Source organism: Desulfovibrio sp. (genome assembly GCF_018379785.1).
Taxonomy (GTDB): Bacteria; Desulfobacterota; Desulfovibrionia; order Desulfovibrionales; family Desulfovibrionaceae; genus Desulfovibrio.
The window spans coordinates 44401-61195 of sequence record NZ_JAGZUV010000011.1; the positions used below are offsets into that span (position 1 = coordinate 44401).

10 protein-coding genes are annotated in these 16795 nt (G+C 60.5%); 6 read left to right on the top strand and 4 right to left on the bottom strand.

The genetic code is table 11. From position 1 onward, the window contains the following. Nucleotides 1–50 precede the first annotated feature (50 nt). From tig to KH208_RS03775, 4 genes are all read right to left on the bottom strand, one after another. Nucleotides 51–1415: a trigger factor gene (gene tig / locus KH208_RS03760; protein WP_291433950.1), complete on the bottom strand. Its 1365-nt coding sequence runs from the start codon at nucleotides 1413–1415 to the stop codon at nucleotides 51–53. Between the two features lie 530 nt (nucleotides 1416–1945). Continuing rightward, nucleotides 1946–2863, bottom strand: a complete 918-nt coding sequence (locus KH208_RS03765; protein WP_291433952.1) for a glycosyltransferase family 2 protein — start codon at nucleotides 2861–2863, stop codon at nucleotides 1946–1948. Between the two features lie 36 nt (nucleotides 2864–2899). Then, nucleotides 2900–3646, bottom strand: coding sequence for a SapC family protein (locus KH208_RS03770; RefSeq protein WP_291433953.1), 747 nt, complete (start codon nucleotides 3644–3646; stop codon nucleotides 2900–2902). 158 nt (nucleotides 3647–3804) lie between these two features. Then, nucleotides 3805–7326, bottom strand: a complete 3522-nt coding sequence (locus KH208_RS03775) for a hypothetical protein (protein ID WP_291433954.1) — start codon at nucleotides 7324–7326, stop codon at nucleotides 3805–3807. A gap of 325 nt (nucleotides 7327–7651) precedes the next feature. Here KH208_RS03775 and KH208_RS03780 point away from each other — a divergent pair, with 325 nt between their 5' ends. The 6 genes from KH208_RS03780 (at nucleotide 7652) to KH208_RS03805 (ending at nucleotide 16794) form a co-directional block, all read left to right on the top strand. Further along, nucleotides 7652–8311: a recombinase family protein gene (locus KH208_RS03780; protein WP_291433955.1), complete on the top strand. Its 660-nt coding sequence runs from the start codon at nucleotides 7652–7654 to the stop codon at nucleotides 8309–8311. A gap of 542 nt (nucleotides 8312–8853) precedes the next feature. After that, a complete protein-coding gene (locus tag KH208_RS03785; protein ID WP_291433957.1) occupies nucleotides 8854–10629 on the top strand; it encodes a type I secretion system permease/ATPase in 1776 nt (591 codons plus the stop codon). Further along, nucleotides 10622–12007 (top strand): HlyD family type I secretion periplasmic adaptor subunit, encoded by a 1386-nt coding sequence (locus tag KH208_RS03790; protein WP_291433958.1) that lies wholly within the window; start codon nucleotides 10622–10624, stop codon nucleotides 12005–12007. The genes KH208_RS03785 and KH208_RS03790 overlap by 8 nt, the downstream gene beginning before the upstream one ends. A 2-nt stretch (nucleotides 12008–12009) precedes the next feature. Further along, complete coding sequence (locus KH208_RS03795) at nucleotides 12010–12945, top strand: hypothetical protein (RefSeq protein ID WP_291433959.1); 936 nt, start codon at nucleotides 12010–12012, stop codon at nucleotides 12943–12945. Further along, nucleotides 12942–14279, top strand: coding sequence for a TolC family protein (locus tag KH208_RS03800; protein ID WP_291433961.1), 1338 nt, complete (start codon nucleotides 12942–12944; stop codon nucleotides 14277–14279). Before KH208_RS03795 ends, KH208_RS03800 begins: the two co-directional genes overlap by 4 nt. Before the next feature lie 10 nt (nucleotides 14280–14289). Beyond that, nucleotides 14290–16794, top strand: coding sequence for a glycosyltransferase (locus KH208_RS03805; protein WP_291433963.1), 2505 nt, complete (start codon nucleotides 14290–14292; stop codon nucleotides 16792–16794). Nucleotide 16795: the final 1 nt, after the last annotated feature.

A 16795-nucleotide genomic window follows, 5' to 3' on the forward strand; every position in this document is an offset into this window, starting at 1 on the left:
CGCGCGGTGTTTGTCATCACGCGGAAGGCGGCCCTCAGGCCGCCTTTTCCTTACTTCGTTTCTTCCTTGGATTCGGCGGGGGCCTCCGCCGGAGCCTCGGCGTCGCCGTCTCCGGTCCGGGGCTCCTTGGGCTCCACTTCCGTCACCTTGGCCTTGGCGTAGATCCGGTCCATGGCCTTGTCGGCCAACAGACGGTCACGCAGCACAAAGATCAGGCCGGAACGCTCATAGCTCTCGCGCAGAGCCTTGAAGTCCTCGCCGCTGCGCAGGCTTTCCTGATAAATATGGGTATTGACTTCCTGGTCTGAAACCTCCAGGCCCTCTTTTTTGGCGATGGAGAGCAGCAGCACCTGGATGCGCGCCAGTTCCTCGGCCTGCGGCAGCATTTCCTTGCGCAGTTCCTCGGGGCTCTTGCCCAGAGATTCCAGGCCCTTGCCCTGGCGTTCCAGGCGGGCCTTGAGGTCCGTCAGCAAGGTGCGCATCTGGATGTCCAGCAGGCTTTCGGGCAGGGGAAAATCCACCATCTTCAGCAGCCGGTCCAGCATGGTTTTCTGGGTCGCGCTCTTGTTCAGATTTTCGCGGCTCTGGGTATAACTGCGGGTGATGGTTTCCTTGAGCTTGTCCACATTGTCCAGGCCCAGGCTTTTGGCCAGGTCGTCATTGAGCTCGGGCAGCTTGCGTTCCTTGACCGCATGCACCTTGACCTTCATGGTCACGGTCTTGCCGGCCAGGTCCTTGGCGATGAAGTCGTCGGGGAAACGGATTTCGCCCTCGCCTTCCTGGCCGTAGGGGATGGTTTTGACCAGAGCCTCGAAATCCTCAAGGGCCTGGTGCTCGCCCAGAGCCAGGTCAAAATTCTCGGCCTTGACGCCCTCCAGGGGCTGGCCGTTCTCGTAAGCGGCGAAGTCAATGCTGGCGACCTGACCGTCCACGGCCGGACCCGCGCCGTCCACCGGCACAAGCTGGGCGCGGTCGCGCCGGATGCGCTCAATGACATCCGCCACTTCCTGCTCCTTGACCTCCACCTTTTCCTGCTCCACTTCCATGCCCTCGTAGGGGGGCAGATCAAACGTGGGCAGCACTTCAAATTCAATGCTGTAGGCATAGCCCTTGCCCCGCTCCAGGGCCTCCGCGCCGTCCACATTAATGCCGGACAGGGGCTGCACATCCAGGTTCTGCATGACCTCGTTGATATGCACGTTGATCAGATCCTGGCGGGCCTCTTCGTAAATCTTGTCGCGGAAGCGCTGCTCAATGACCGAGGCGGGCACCTTGCCCTTGCGGAAACCGTCCAGCTGCACGGAAGTTTTATACAGGGCCACGGCGCCCATGATGGCCGCTTCCACTTCCTGCGGTTCCGTGGTGATCACGATCTTTTTCTTGACCGGCGAAAGATCTTCAGCGCTGTATTCCACGTGGGGCTCCTTTCTGGTAATGGGGATGTTGGCGCGGGAATCGAGGCTTGAACCCACAGGCTTGCGGCGCCGGATCCAAACCGCCATTATTAAAATAACATACTGTAATTCTTCATCACCAGCCGTACGCCCGGAAACAGGAACGCCTGGCGCGTTCCGAAACCGCAACCCGCAACTGGCGGCAATCGCTCTTGATACCGTAACTTACGCCAAGATTCAAGACTTCGATAAGCATCCGCCGCCGTATCGTCAAGAGAAGTTCCGCTGCGGCGGCGCTTGCTCTGGCGGCGGGAGCCGACGCCCGCGCGGCGTCCACGTTAAAATTTGGATACAATTTCAAAGATCCTCCGTCTAGGCTCAGCCCTCATTAAAACGCCGTCCGCGAAAAACTGAATTTTTTCGGGCAGCAAGGCGCAAAGGAGAAACCGGGCGAAGCTGTATTAAATATACCGCGAGGTCAATTTCTTTTTTGCAACGCAGCTGCACGGAAAAGGCGGCTTTGCAGCAGGCACTTTTAATGAGGACTGAGCCTAGAATCTGCGGATGGAGCGGGAGACATCCAGGCGGGATGCAATACGCCGCAGAATGCGCGTGACTCCTTCCTCGCGCGCCGCCAACGCCATACGCGCATTCAGGCGCAAGGCGGCGGGCAGCAGCAGAAAGGCCAGCGCGCCCCATTGCCTTCGCCGGGCCAGTTCGCGAGCGAACAGACGGCGGAAGCCGCGCCCCATGCGGCGGAATTCCTCAAGGTAGCTGAAGAGTTCCACCTTGTGGTGCCAGCTTTTGGGGTGCAACCGCCAGCGGGTGAGTTTTTCCGGCACAAAAGCAAAGGGCGCGAGCGCGGCGAGCTGGGCCCAGACCCACCAGTCCAGCCAGCGCGGCACGGGCGTTTGCAGGGAGACGCGGCACAGCAGGCCGGTTCTGGCCATGGCGCAGGAAAAGGTGGGAATTTTGTTTTCCAGCAGAAAGGGGCGCACATCACAGTGCGCCGGGGCAAGCCGGGCATGCCAGCGCATGACGCGCGGCACATAGCCCTCAAACCAAGCGGTATCGGCTCCTGGCATGACAAAGGGCGCAATGTCGTTGCAGACCACGCCCGCGCCGTTCTTTTCCGCCGTTACCAGGCGTCGTTCCAGACAAAGAGGATGCCAGAGGTCGTCGGCCTCCAGAAAGGCCGTCCAACGGCCCCTTGCCTCGGCCAGGGCCAGAGCCAGGGCGGCGGGCAGGCCGTGATTCCTGCCGTCCGCATGGGTCAGCACGCGCACTCTGGAGTCGCGGGCGGCAAAGCTCCGGGCCACGGCCAAGGATTGATCCGTGGAGCCGTCCTCCACCAGCAGCAGCTCGAAATCCGCCATGCTCTGGCCCAGCGCGCCGCGCAGCGCTCCCGGCAGATAGCGGGCGTAGTTGTAGCTGGGCATGATGACCGTGACAGCGGGTGCGGGAAGCATGGACCACCTCCGGAAAGGGATGGCGAACCGGGAACTTCAGGCTTTGCGGGCGCCGACGCGCGCCGGATTTGGTGCCGGACAAGACGGATCGTCCAGCAGGGCTTGCAGATGCCGCATGCTCCGCCAGTGGGCAAAGAGTATTTCCAGCAGGCCGTTTCGGGCCCAGCGGGACAGAGTGGCGTCGGGCAGGGCCATGACCTTGTCCCGTCCCGCCACACGCAGGCCGCTCACAGCGCGTTCTTTTCCGTCGGCGCGGATAGTGACGCTCTGCTCCGCCAGCACGCCGCTCAACCCCAGTTCGGCCAGGGCCTGTTCGTTGTCCCTGTGGCGCTGATGCTGGTTGCCCAGCGTGGCTGTGATGCGCCGCAAAAATTCCGAGGGTTCGCCGTCCTCGCCATAGAGCGGCAGGCCGTCCTTCCGGCGGAAGTGCGGGGCATCCTCGTCCACGGCCAGAACAACTCCCGGCAATTTCTCCTGTTCGGGGGAAGGCGCGGCAATCAGCGAAAAAGGATGGTTAGCCGCGTACAGAGGCAGATAAGGAGCGGTCCAGCGGCCCCGGGCGTCCACGAATATATTTTTTCCGCCCAGGCCCAGCAGGGCATAGGGAATGGCTGACCCCGCGGCAGGAAAGGCTATGGCGAAGCAGCGGGACGCCTCCACGGCTTCAAAGCTCAGAAGGGGTATGCTGTTCATGGCCGAGGTGAAGGAATAGTCCTCCAGGGTGCCGAAGGTCAGGGCCGCATGCCTGGTCTTGCTGAGAGGAACGATGCGCGGCTGGGACATGGAATCTCCTGCGAGCAGCGAAAGTGCCGTTTTTGAGGACGCAAGGAATGAAAAAGAGCTGCCGCCCCGCCTGGCACAGCGACGACGGCAGCCCCGCTGTCGCGGCCGGGCTCCCGCCCAGCAGGGCGGGAGCGGCACGCGACCTTCGAGTTGAAGGATTAGGCGGCGATGATATCGCCGAGGGCGATGGAATTGTCCTCGCCGGTGCTGAGGGTGCCGAGCAGATTTACAGTGTCGCCGGCGTCAATCGTGCCGTCGGCCGAGGTGACCGAGAACACCCAGTAATTGCCGTCATCTGCGGCGGCGTCGGCGTTCTGGACAACCACGATGTTCTTGCCGGCGGTGAGGCCTGTAATGCCGTCAATACCGTAATGGGCATTCGTGGCGTCAATGACCTTGGCGGTGTCGAGCACTTTGCCGTCCAGTCCAAGGCCGGTGGCGTCGATTTTGTCGATGCCGGTCTGGAAGCCCAGGACGGTGTCGTCGTCGAACGCGCCGTTCACCACCAGGGTGTCGAAAGCGGTGTGGGACGAATTCACGTTCAGGGCGATGACGTCGTCGCCGGCAGTCAGATCAACAGTGTTCATGCTGGTGGTGCCGAGATCGGTACCGGCGACGTCAGCGGGAGTGCCCTTCACGAGGACGGTGTCGTCGCTGATATCTCCGCCCGCGGTGGCGCCGGTGATGGTGAAGGTATAGGTCCCGTCCGCGTTCTTCGCCCCGGCAACCGTCAGGCCGGTGTGGTCAGCCACCAATTCGGTCTGCATGGCGGTGGCCATGGCAGTTTCGTCGGCACCGCGCTCGAAAGTATAGGCTTTGCCGTTGTAAACGACCGTATAGTCGTCGGTAGCGGCTCCGGCACCAAAGTCCAGAGCAGCGGTGAGCGCCTGAACTTCAGGAGTGCCGCCAGTCCCCTGGGTCTGGATATCCAGCGCGCTGTCGACAGCCTCCACGCCGTTGACGGCCAGGTCGGAATCATTATTGCCGTTGGCATAAACGCCGTTAGCGCCGATCGTCACATTCGTGCCGGCGAAGTCCACACTCAGATCAGTGGCAGCAAATGCACCGTCAACCAGGGATTCCACCAGCAGGGAGTGCCCCATGCCGTCCTTGGCCACCAGCAGAGCGCCCAAGGTCGGATCCTCATTGATTGCCGCGATGATGGCGTGATTGACGTCATCCACGCTGATGCCTTTCTGGCCAGCGGCCACATCCAGCGTCACCTCGGAGGTGATGCCGTTGAATGTCACCGTAACGGTCACGGTGCCGGCAGTGGCCGAGGTGATTTCAAGGCCCACGGCATTAGTGGCCACGACTTCGTTCTGCAGGGGCTGCGCGCCGTCGGGACCGGCCTTTATGAAGGTTTCGGCCGTATTGTTGGCGCCGAACACGAAGACCGCATTCTGGTCGTGGGCGTTCTGCCCCACATAGACCTTGTCGTCGCCCACGCCGTCATTCACTTTCACCGCGCCGTTGCCCCAGAACCACACTTCGTCATTGCCCGCGCCCAGGTCGATGGACACATTGTTCAGGGCGATCTGGTTCAGTAGACGGCTGCCGGTAAGATTCTCAAAGGAGAAGTTCACCAGGTCGTTGCCGGCGTTGGTCTGGATGTCCAGCTTGAAGTCGCGGTCGGCGGCGATGCCGGCGTTGACCTTCATGTTCAGGGTGTCGTCGTTTGTACCCAGATAGTAGCGGAAATCGCCGCTGGGAGCGTAGTTGCTGTACATGGTGTTCAGGCCGTCCACATCCGCCATATACTTGTCCAACGCTGTATCCGTGAGCTGCGCACCGATGTTCACCTTGCCGTTCATCTCGCTGGCATCGAAGACCTTGACGTTGGTCAGACCGTCGGTGCTCAGCAAGCGGGGCACGTTCATCCAGTGGGCGAGTTCCGCGTCGGTGGCGGGATTGACGCCCGTGTTGCCCAGAGCTTCAACATCAAGCGGCGTGCCGATGAAAAGATTGCCGTCGTCGCCGGCGCCGTTCACCGCGCCGTTCTTCACCGTGACCAGACGCAGGGTGTCGTTGGTGGAGGACAGGCTGGACAGCCACGACCCCTTGTCCACGACCACGTCGAAGCGCTCCACGCCGCCGCGGCCCGCATTGGAGCCAATGACCAGATGGCCCGCTTCGCTGCCTAAGATGGAATCATCGGGCAGGCAGGGGCTGGCGTCATCCCACTGCACGCGGCCCACGTTGTCCAGCTCCACATTGGTCTGGATCAGGGGGCAGGTCGTCTGCGCGTCGTCGCTGAACGTGGCCGAAGTGGAGTTGGTCGGCGGAAGGCCGTTGGAGGCGATCCAGTTGCCGCCTTCCAGGGCCCCCTGATCGGAGGAGATCACGATCTTGTTGCCCTGGACGGTTTCGCCTTTGTGATCGCCGATGCCCACCACGGCCGTGAACACATCGCCCTTGGTGACGGTCAGGCCCAGGCCGGACAGTTCGGAATCGGCATCAATGGCGGCCTGCATCTGGGCGACCAGTTCGTCATAGGAGGGGGAATCGTCGGTGGTATGGTTGTACGCGCCGAAGTTCAGCGTGTACTCCTTGCCGTTGAGCGAGAACTTGAAGCCAGTGTATGGGTTGTCATACAGAGGATCAGCATGGCCGCCGTCAACCACGGGCAAAGCGCCCACCGTGTCGATGAGCTGCGCATACAGCGTGCCCGTGGTCTGGCTGTCCTCGCGCGCGAGGTGTTGCGCATCAAAGTAAACCGAGAAATCCACGCCGCCGGGATCAGTATTGGAGAAGCGGACCGTGGTTTCCGTGGATTTGTGGCGCACGTCCTCAACACTAAGGGAGCTGCGGCTGTTGTCCGAACCGAGGGTCAGCATCTGGCCATCGGCCAGGTGCACATTTTCGGCGTCGAAGTAGGCGTTGGTCAGATTGCCGCCCGTGCCGCCGGTAGCCTGCTGAACGTGGAAGAGAATGGTTTCCACATTTTGGATTTCAGGCGAAATGACGTCGTCCGTCCTGCCGCTCTCGATGTCGGCATACAGGGTGTCGTGGCCGGCCTGGCCGTCAATGTAGTCACGGTCGTCAAGGGTTCCGACTTTGGCGTTGATATAGTCGTTGCCCGCAGTGCCCTGAATTTCGTCGTCGCCGGTGGTGAGCTGATAGGTGTTGCCGAGGGTGGCGGCGTTCACGGAGAGGCCCTCGGCCTTGCCGTACATTTCATAATGCTGGATGGGGTCAAGCCCGGCGTCCTGGAAGTCCTTCACCAGCATTTCCATGGTGTAGGCAGGGTCGCCCTTCTGCATCTCGGCCAACTTGGCATTCATGTACGCGGCAGTGTCAAAGCTCTGTGAAGGATTGTGGAAAACCCCCTTGGAGGCAAAGCTTTCGGCCCAGTACTGGTGGAAGTGCTCATACGGGCTCATGCCCGCCTGGTTCATGGCCACAAGCATGGAATTGGCATTCTGGCCGGTGATGTTGGTCCGTTCGTAGTAGTCCGCAGCCTTGTTGTACAGGTATTCGGAGCTGTCGAACCAGGAGCTGGCGCTCACGCCTTCAGCATTGCCGTAGTCCAGAAAATGCCTGTACAGGCCTTCCGCGTCCGTTGAATAGCCGGCGGCATCGAAAGCGGCTTTCAACTGCAGACTATCCCAACCTTCGCCCATCATCTGGAGCTTATTATTGAAATAGACATCTTTCTCAAACCAAGAAGGTACAGCCATGGATTCCTCCAAAATAAAGTTTTACTGTTTGCACCAGTTGCTGACGTGCTCCATAAAAAGAGGTCCCTTCACGCACCCTTCTCCACGCCTTCCAATCACGTGAAAATGTAACAATAGGGTACACCCTATTGTTACAAAATTAGGAATTCTATTTTATAATCAAATTATATACTATTTTTTCATTTTTTATGAAAAAACAAATAGAGTTAAAAGAAATTATACATAATACAAAAGATGAGATATACAAATGAAAAAGACAGCCTACTTCACATTGCATATCAAATGAGATGACAGAGCATCTCGTTATATCCTCATGGAATAACGCATGCAGGAGAAAACTATGGATATAGGCTACATCAGGGTCAGCTCATATGATCAACATACAGACAGACAACTGGATGGAGTCCATCTTGAAAAGATATATACGGATATGATCAGCGGCAAAGACACGAACAGACCTGAGTTGCAGAAGTGCCTTACGGCGTTGCAGCGTGGTGATACACTACATGTCCACAGCATCGACAGATTGACGAGAAATTTGCAGGATCTGCTTCTGCTGCTTTCGGAAATGGCCGAAAGGGGCGTCACAGTGCGGTTTCACAAAGAAAAACTGACTTTTTCAAGCGACAGCTCACCCTTTCAAAAACTGCACCTACAGATTATCGGCGCTGTGGCTGAATTCGAACGGGCTTTCATCCGTGAGCGCCAGCGGGAAGGCATTGCCATTGCCAAGGCGAAGGGTAAATATAAAGGGCGCAAGCGTGCGCTTTCAGCGGAGCAACTGGAAGAAATTTCCCGGCGCATTGCAAGAGAGTCCGTGAGCCGCATCGCGGAGGAATATGGGGTGTCCCGCCAGACCATCTACAGGTCGCTGCGCCAGAACGAGGAAGGCGGCATGCGCTCCGTCCGGGATTCCCGGAAAGGCTGTACGGGCCTGCGCCATGAAGCCCCGTGGCATGATCGGGAGCGACGAACCCATACCTGAACGGGATGAGGAATCAGCCTTAAAGAAAAAGTTGACAAATTCATACCGGAGGGTTATTGCTGGGACGTCTTTGAGCGGTGTCTCATAGAGGTGTACCCCATTAAAACTCGATAAGGCGTTTTGGCGTTCACCTCGGCGGCCGCATTTTTTCTTATTGCTGCCGGATTCCCGTAAAAGACATTCTCCGGGCGTTTGCATGACGCCGGGCGCTTCCCGGTTCAATACACGAGCATGAGCACGAAAGTCCGGCATGAGTCCTTCTGTCGGACAGGGCATTCGCAATGAATGCCGCATGGAATTGATAAATAAGTAGGAAACGAAAGTTTTCTAGTCTGTTGAGGCCGAATCTGGAAAGATTTCGGCCACTAAGTGTTTGTGTAATTTCCCTCTGGACAAAGCCTGCCCCTGAAATTATAGTCTGCGCCGTATTGAACCCCCAACGGCGTCACCGCTCGTTTCGCCGCGCCCGTCGGCCATGGAAAGGCATTCTCTCCTTCCGTGCTTCTTTTCCTGTGCCCGGCGGCTAAGGAAAGTGCCTCTTCATGCAAGATTTTCTGCGCTCGTGCCGGTATTTCTTCGGATATGCCTTCTTCTTCAGCATGTTCGTCAATATTCTGCAGCTGACATTTTCCATCTACATGCTGCAGGTTTATGACAAAGTGCTGACCAGCTACAATCTTTCGACACTGACGGTCATCACCATCGCCGCCGTCATCGCGCTGGTGGTCATGGCTTTGCTGGAGTGGATCCGTTCGCGCCTGCTGGTACGGGCCGGCATTGAGTTCGACCACATGCTCAGCCGCGACGTGCTGAAGCTGAATCTGCAAAACGCGGGAGCGCCTGCCGGCAAACCTGCCGAGCAGAACGGCAATTTGCGCGACGTGCAGAGCCTGCGCAATTTTCTGGGCGGCAACGCGGTATTCGCGTTTTTCGACGTGCCCTGGATGCCCATCTATTTCGCCCTGATTTTCATCCTGCATCCTTCCCTGGGCATGGTGGCTGTGGGAGGCGGCCTGCTGGTCCTGATTCTGGGCGTCCTCACCGAGCGGCTGACCCGCAAGCGTCTGGAAGCGGCAAGCCATCTCAATGCCCATTCCTTCAATCTTACCGGCGCGGCCATGCGCAACGCCAGCATCGTGCGCTCCATGGGCATGATCGGCAATGTCACGGCGCGCTGGGGCAAGGTCAACGACCTGATCATCCGACTCCAGACGCGGGCCAGCCGCAGCGCGGGCCTGATCCACGCGGTCAGCAAATCCCTGCGGGTCGGCCTGCAAGTGCTGATCTACGCCGTGGGCGCGTATCTGACGGTCATGCACGAATCCACGGCCGGGGTCATGATCGCCGCGTCCATCGTCATGGGCCGCGCGCTCGCGCCCATTGATCAGGCCATGGGCAGCTACAAGCAGTCCCTGGAAGCCCGGGGAGCCTATGGCCGCCTGAAGACCCTGCTCGACGCCCCGCGCCCCCTCCCGGCCATGGACCTGCCGGAACCGCAGGGCGAGCTGACCGCCGAAAATCTCTATTTCGCCGCCGGGGGACGGCCCATCCTCAAGGGGATATCCTTCCGCATGCCCGCCGGGCAGTCCCTGGCCATTATCGGCCCCAGCGCTGCGGGCAAGTCCACCCTCTGCAAACTGCTGTTGAACATCTGGGAGCCCACCAGCGGCAAAGTGCGCATCGACCGCGCGGATATGGCTTCCTGGGATTCGGAAAAGCTCGGCCCTTTTCTCGGCTATCTGCCGCAGGATGTGGAACTGTTTTCCGGCAGCGTGGCGGAAAATATCGCCCGGCTCGGCGAGGTGGATTCCGCCAGGGTCATCAAGGCGGCCCGGATGGCGGGCGTGCATGAAATGATTCTGGCCCTGCCCAAAGGCTACGACACCCAGATTGGCGACCAGGGCGCGGCCCTTTCCGGCGGACAGCGCCAGCGCATCGGTCTGGCGCGCGCCCTGTACGGCGATCCGCGCGTCATCGTGCTGGACGAGCCCAACTCCAATCTGGACGAAGAGGGCGAGGCCTCGCTGGCGCAGGCCGTGCTGCATCTCAAGCAACAGCACACCACTCTGATTCTGGTAACCCACAAGCCCAATATCCTTTCCATTGTGGACAACATCATGATGGTGCAGGACGGGCAGATCGCCCTGTGCGGGGCGCGCCAGGAAGTGCTGGCCAAGCTGGCGGAGCTCCAGAAACAGCAGCGCGAGGAAGCGGCCAGAGCCAGACTGTTGCGGGAGGCGCTGGAAAGGCGCAAGGCCGTCTCGCCGGAAAATCCCGATGAACCGCAAAGCGGCGACGGGGAGCCTGAACATGCGTAAGCAACTGAGCAGGGCCCTGGCCGTCATTGAAACCAGCGTCATCAAGCCCATCGTCAGCGCCGCGGAAAAACGCCAGGCCGCCAAGGGCGAAAATGTGGAAGACCCCCGCCGCATCATCCGCCAGGGACTTCTGGTGGTGGGTCTTTTCTTCGGGGCGCTGGGAATCTGGTCGGTTTTCGGCCACATCAGCGGGGCCGTGGTGGCGCCGGGCAAAATCAAGATCGAAACGGAACGCAAAACCGTACAGCATCTTGAAGGCGGCATTGTGGACGCCATTCTGGTGCGCGAAGGCGAGGAAGTGGCGGCGGGCCAGCCTCTCATCCTGTTGGAATCGGTGCAGATCGACGCCAGCGCCAGCATGCTGCAAAAGCAGCTTGTGGCCCAGCTGGCCGCCGGAATCCGGTTGGCCGCCGAAAAGGATCTCAAAGAGGAACTGCACTGGCCCGACGATCTGCGCCGCATGGCCGAAGAGCGCCACAGCCTCGATGTGCTGGACAACGAGGCCAAAATTTTCGCCGCCCGGCGGGAGGCTCTCAACGCGCAGGTTTCCCTGCTGAATACCCAGCTTGCACAGCTGGACGCCCAGGTGGCCGGTTTTGACGATCAGGTCAAGGCCGAGCAGGCCATTATCGGCACGCTTAATGAAGAACTGCGCGCCAAGCGGCAGCTCTACAATGAGCGCTATCTGGAAAAATCGCAGATTCTGGAGCTGGAACGCACCCTGGCCAGCCATCAGGGCAACCGGGGACGCCTCAAACAGTCCATCGCCGAGGCCAAACAGCGGGCCGCCGAGCTGCATCTGCGCATCGAAGACGTGAAAGTGCGCTTTGTGGAAGAAGCCACCAGCTCCCTCGGCAAGCTTGAAAACGACATCATCCAGACCCGCGAGCGCCTCCGCCCGCTCAAAGACGCAAAAAGGCGCCTGCAGATCGTGGCTCCGGTGGGCGGGCGCGTGGTGGATCTCAAGGTGCATTCCAAGGGCGGAGTCGTGCGTCCGGGCGAGCCGCTCATGGACATCGTGCCCCACGACAATCCCCTGATTGTGGAAACCCATGTGCCGGTCAACAAGATCACGGAAGTCCACATCGGACAGGATGCCCTGGTGCAGCTCGACGCCTTTGACACGCGCCTTACCCCGCACATGCCCGCCAAAGTCACCTACATCTCGGCTGACCGTCTGGAAGAGCGCACCGGCGCGGGCGTGATGCCCTATTACCTTTGTTATGTGGAAATCGATCCCAGAGCCCTGAAAGACGCCAAGCTCTATCTTTCGCCGGGCATGCCCGCCACGGTTTTCATCACCACCCAACAGCGCACGGTCCTTTATTATATGATGGAGCCGCTGCTCAAAAACTGGGACAGAGCGTTGAGGGAGTGAGCATGCGCCGGATTCTTGCAGTTTTCCTCCTGTGGGCGGCAACGGTTATTCCCCAGACCTCACAGGCCGCCGTTGCCGCCCTTTCCGGCCATGCCCCGTTGCGGGCGGCCAGCCTGTATACGGGCGGGGAGCACGCCGGCGGCGGGGAACAGCGGGTGGAACTCTATCTGCTGGACGGCAACTTTTTCGTCCTGCGCCAGATTGCCGCGCCCAGAGGCAAAAAAGCCGTTACGCGGGACATGACCGGCTTCTGGCGGCAGGTGGACGACGGATTTCCGCACAGCCTGGCGCTGAAAAAATCCCCGTTCCGCAAGCCGTCCTTCAGCGTCATGGGCAGGCTGGATCGTATTGCGGGCCGCGCGGCACTGACCGACAGCGCCACGGGGCGGGTGTTCGCGCCCGCTGAAGGCGAGGCGCTGGCGGCTCTGCCCGGGAAGGATTCCCTCTTTGTGGATGCGGTGATCCTGCCCGCAAAAAACGGCTGTGCCGTCCAGCGCATCCGGAGTTTTTCCACCCGTTTTCCGTCACAGGCCGGGTCCGCCCCGACAGACGGGGACTTTGCCGCCAGAGTGGCGGGCGAAGTCTGGCTTCTACCTTCCCTGCCGGGTCTGCCCGCCGCCTCCTGCGTTTTCAGCGAGCGGGGCAAAGGGCAGGGCGCACTGGAAGTGACCGGGCCGGGCCTGCGGCTGACGGCGGACTATGTCCTGCGCGGGCCGGGCCTGACCTTCTCCGTCAGGAAGGAGGACGCCCGCATGCTGGAAGCCTGCGGGGCGGAGGTTCTGCCGCGCATGCTGGCCTCCGTGCGTTCATGGTCGCTGGAAGGCGGGGCGCTGACGCTCACCTCCGCCGACGGACAGAGCTTTCTGCTGGAAAAAGCCGCGCCGGATCGCCGGGCCGGAAGCGGACGCGCCGCCGCGCCCAAAGGATATAAGAGATGAACACAGGTTGCCGTCTTTTTTGGTTCCGTCTTCTTCTGCTGCTCTGCCTCGCGCTGCCGCTCCGGGAACCGGATGCTCCGCGCGCCGCGGAAATCTTCACCATGGAGCAGGCCGTGGCCCGTGCCATGCAGGCCAATCCCGGCGTGGAGGCGAAAATGCTGCTGCTGGAACAGGCCCGGCTGAACGTGGGCGTGGCCCAGAGTTATTTCTGGCCGCGCGTTTCCCTGGTGGGCACCAGCAGCCGCGTCCAGAACTACGAGGAAGTGCAGACCTACAACAGCGACAACCTCACCAGCGACAACTGGTCCAAAGGTCTGCGGGCCTCGCTGTCCCTGTTCGCCGGTTTCGCCCATCTGAACAATCTGCAGAAATCCCGCATCGCGGTGGAGGTGGAAAAAGCCCGCCACCGGCAGGCCCGTCTGGAACTGGGCAGCAATGTGCAGCTTCAGTTTCTGCAACTGCTCAAATGCCGCGAGGATCTCAAAAGCGCGGAAGAAGCCGTGGCCCGCATTGAAACCCAGCTCAAGGCCGCAGAGGCCTTCGTCAAAGTGGGCATGGCCCCCTATGTCAATGTGCTCCAGAACCGAACCGAGCTTTCCAGCGCCCGGCAGCAGGTCATCCGCGTCAACAACGACATCCGCAACGCGGAAGTGCAGCTCAACAGATATCTGGGATTTTCTCCGGACCGCCCCGTGCGCTATGCCGGCAATCTCAAAAATTTCTCCAGCACCGTCGGATACACGGAAGAGGAAGCCGTCGCAGCGGCCATACGGCAGCGGCCTGACCTGACCATGGCCCGGAAGTCGGTGGAGGTGGCCTACAAGGACATGCACATCGCCATGGGACAGTACCTGCCCCGCGTGGACGCCACCTACGACAATATGAGCTCCAGCAAGGAATACGACGACAAACGCTATCAGGGCTACACCCGCAACTACTGGGCTGCAGGGCTGAATTTCTCCTGGGAAATCTTTTCCGGCGGCGAAACAACCTTTTCCACCCTGGCTGACCGCAAAAAGGCCCAATCCCTGCAAAAAGACTACGAAGACGCCATGTCCGGCGCGCGCGCCGACGTGATCCGCTCACTGCTGGACATCAAGGCCGCCAGGGAACTTATCGCTGCCTCCCGCCAAGGCATGGACGCAGCCCGCGAAAGCTACGCCATGGCCAACAAACGCTACATGACCAATACCGGCACCATCACCGAACTGCTGGACGCCCAGCTCAAGCTGACCCAGGCCGAAAACGACGCCAGCCGCGCCCTGACCGAATACCACAGCGCGCGTGTCCGCTTCTTTTACCATATCGGGCGCGAGAACCCAGGACTGAGGTAAGGGGCGACATATGGCAAAAAAGCTGCTGCGTAAAAAATTGCGGAATGCCTTTGCCTACCGCGAGGATCACCATGCGCAACTGGCTCGCTTTCTCCAGCGCGGGCATCTGCCGGCGCGTCTGGCCAACTTCGCTTTCAATGCGATCTGCAAGACGGTCCGGCAATTCCGCCACGTCATCCGGTGGCTGGAAAAAGTCGGGGGGAAGTGTCCTGCAAAACCCCGCGCGGCCACCTGCGCCCTCATCGCGGAAATGGGCATCCCGCAGTGCGTACATTACCGCGTGACCGGGCGGGTCGCGCAGTTGCGCCGCCTGGGCTGGAATCCAGTCGTGCGCGACTGGCGCGATCAAAAAGGTGCCAGAGAGGCCCTGCAACTGGCGGACTGCGCACTCTTCTACCGTATCCCCATGGCGGAACACGGTCCCGATCTTTATGCCGAAGCCAGACGTCTTGGTCTTCCCATCCTCTACGATATTGACGATCTCATTTTCCACAAGGCGGAGTTGTCCGCGCATATCTCCCGCCTGCGCCTGCGGGACGAACACGCCGCCGCCATGCTGAACGCCGCGGACGCCTATCTTCGGGCCATGGAAGCCTCCGACGCTCTGCTGGTGAGCACGCCCGCGTTGGGCGCATACGCCGCCGCCACGGGACGTCCCCATTTCGTGGTGCATAACGCGGTGTCGGATGATCTGGTCCATCTGACGCAGACGCTTCCCGCAAAAAAAGCAGGCAATGAGATTGTGCGCGTCTTTTACGGCAGCGGTTCCGACACGCACGACGCGGATTTCGGCCTCATTGCCGAAGCCCTGTGCCAGGCCATGCAAAAGGATTCGCGGCTGCATCTGTATATCCACGGGCATCTTGAACTGCCCGCCGAGCTGTTCTGTCTTGCCGGACGCGTCCACAGAGTTCCCTTTCTTGACAAGGCATTCTATTTCCGACTCTGTGCCGACTATGATATGGCGCTGGCGCCGTTGCTGCGAGACGCCTTCAACGACGCCAAAAGTAACATCAAATACCAGGAAGCCTCGTTGTTCGGCATTCCGTCCATCGTCTCTCCGGCGGCCGAATTCACGGATGCAGTCACCGAGGGCTGGGACGGCTTCATCGCCCGCACACCGGAAGAATGGCGGGATAAAATCCTTCTGCTGGCGGCTTGTCCGGCGTTACGCGAACAGATGGGGCAAAAAGCCCGACAAAACGTGCTGGCCCGCTATGTCAGCGCTGTTGTGGCCCACAACGACCTGCTGCCGGCGCTTCCGCCCATGGCTTCCCCGCACCGGGAACGCGTTCTGCTCGTCAGCGTCATGTTCGGCCGCCGCAGCATGGGCGGAGCGGCCCTGCTCGTGATGGAAACGGCGCTGGAATTACAACAGCACGGTTTTGAAATATGGGTTTTCAGCACGGAGTATGCCAGCGACGCGCCGCATGGCGCTCTTGTGCGCCGTGACTGGCGGGGAATCAAGGTATTCTCCGTCAACTTCATGCCGGGTGAGATCGGGCAGGAAACCCGGTCCGAGGCGCTTTTCCGCGACGTCCTGCGGACAGCCCAGCCCGGCCTGGTACATTTTCATTGCATCGAAGGTCTGGGGACCGGGCTGCCGCAGGAGTGCATCCGGCAATCCATCCCCTATGCGATCACCATGCATGACGCATGGTGGGTTTGCCCCCGCCAGTTCATGCTGACCCCCGCAGGGGACTATTGCGGACAAAGCGTGGTTGATCCGCAAATCTGCCATATCCGTTGCGGGCTGGAGCAGGAAGAACTCTGGCGGCGCGCGGTCCACATGCGGGAAGCCGTGGCCGGAGCCCAGGCCGTTTTCACCCCCTCCGATTTCTACACCTCCTTCATAAGCCGCAACTTCCCCCGCCACTGCGCTGTACTGACCAATCGCAACGGCATAAACCGGCCGAAATCGCACCGTCCCGCCAGGATGCCGGGCCCGTTACGCCTGGGCTATCTCGGCGGCAAGGCGCGCTGGAAGGGATATTTTTTCCTGGCGGAGGCCCTGCGCGGGATCGCGCGCGACGACTACGAAGTTCTGCTGGTAGATCTGGGCACCGTCTTCGGCACGGGCGATATGACCGGGGACGAGGACAGGGCGCTGTGGAAGGGTCTGCATGCGAGCATCCTGCCCTTCGTGCGGCACGAGGATATCGATTCCCTGTACTGGCAGATGGATGTGCTGCTTTTTCCCTCCTTGTGGAATGAGAGTTTCGGCCTGGCCGTCCGCGAGGCCATCGCGCGCGGCGTCTTTGTGCTGTCTTCCGACTGCGGCGGCCCGGGCGAGGCCATCGTGCACGGTGAAAACGGCCTGCTGTTTCCCAAGGGCGACTTGGCGGCGTTCAGAAACCGGCTGCACTACGTTCTCGACGAGCAGGAAACATTCAAAAACTACCGCGCGTCCGACACCGGGGATCTACGTTCCCTCGAGTCCCAGGCGGAAGAGCTGGCCGACGCATACAGGCGAATATTACAGGTCCGGACGTATTTTCGTCCAACAGGGATTTGAG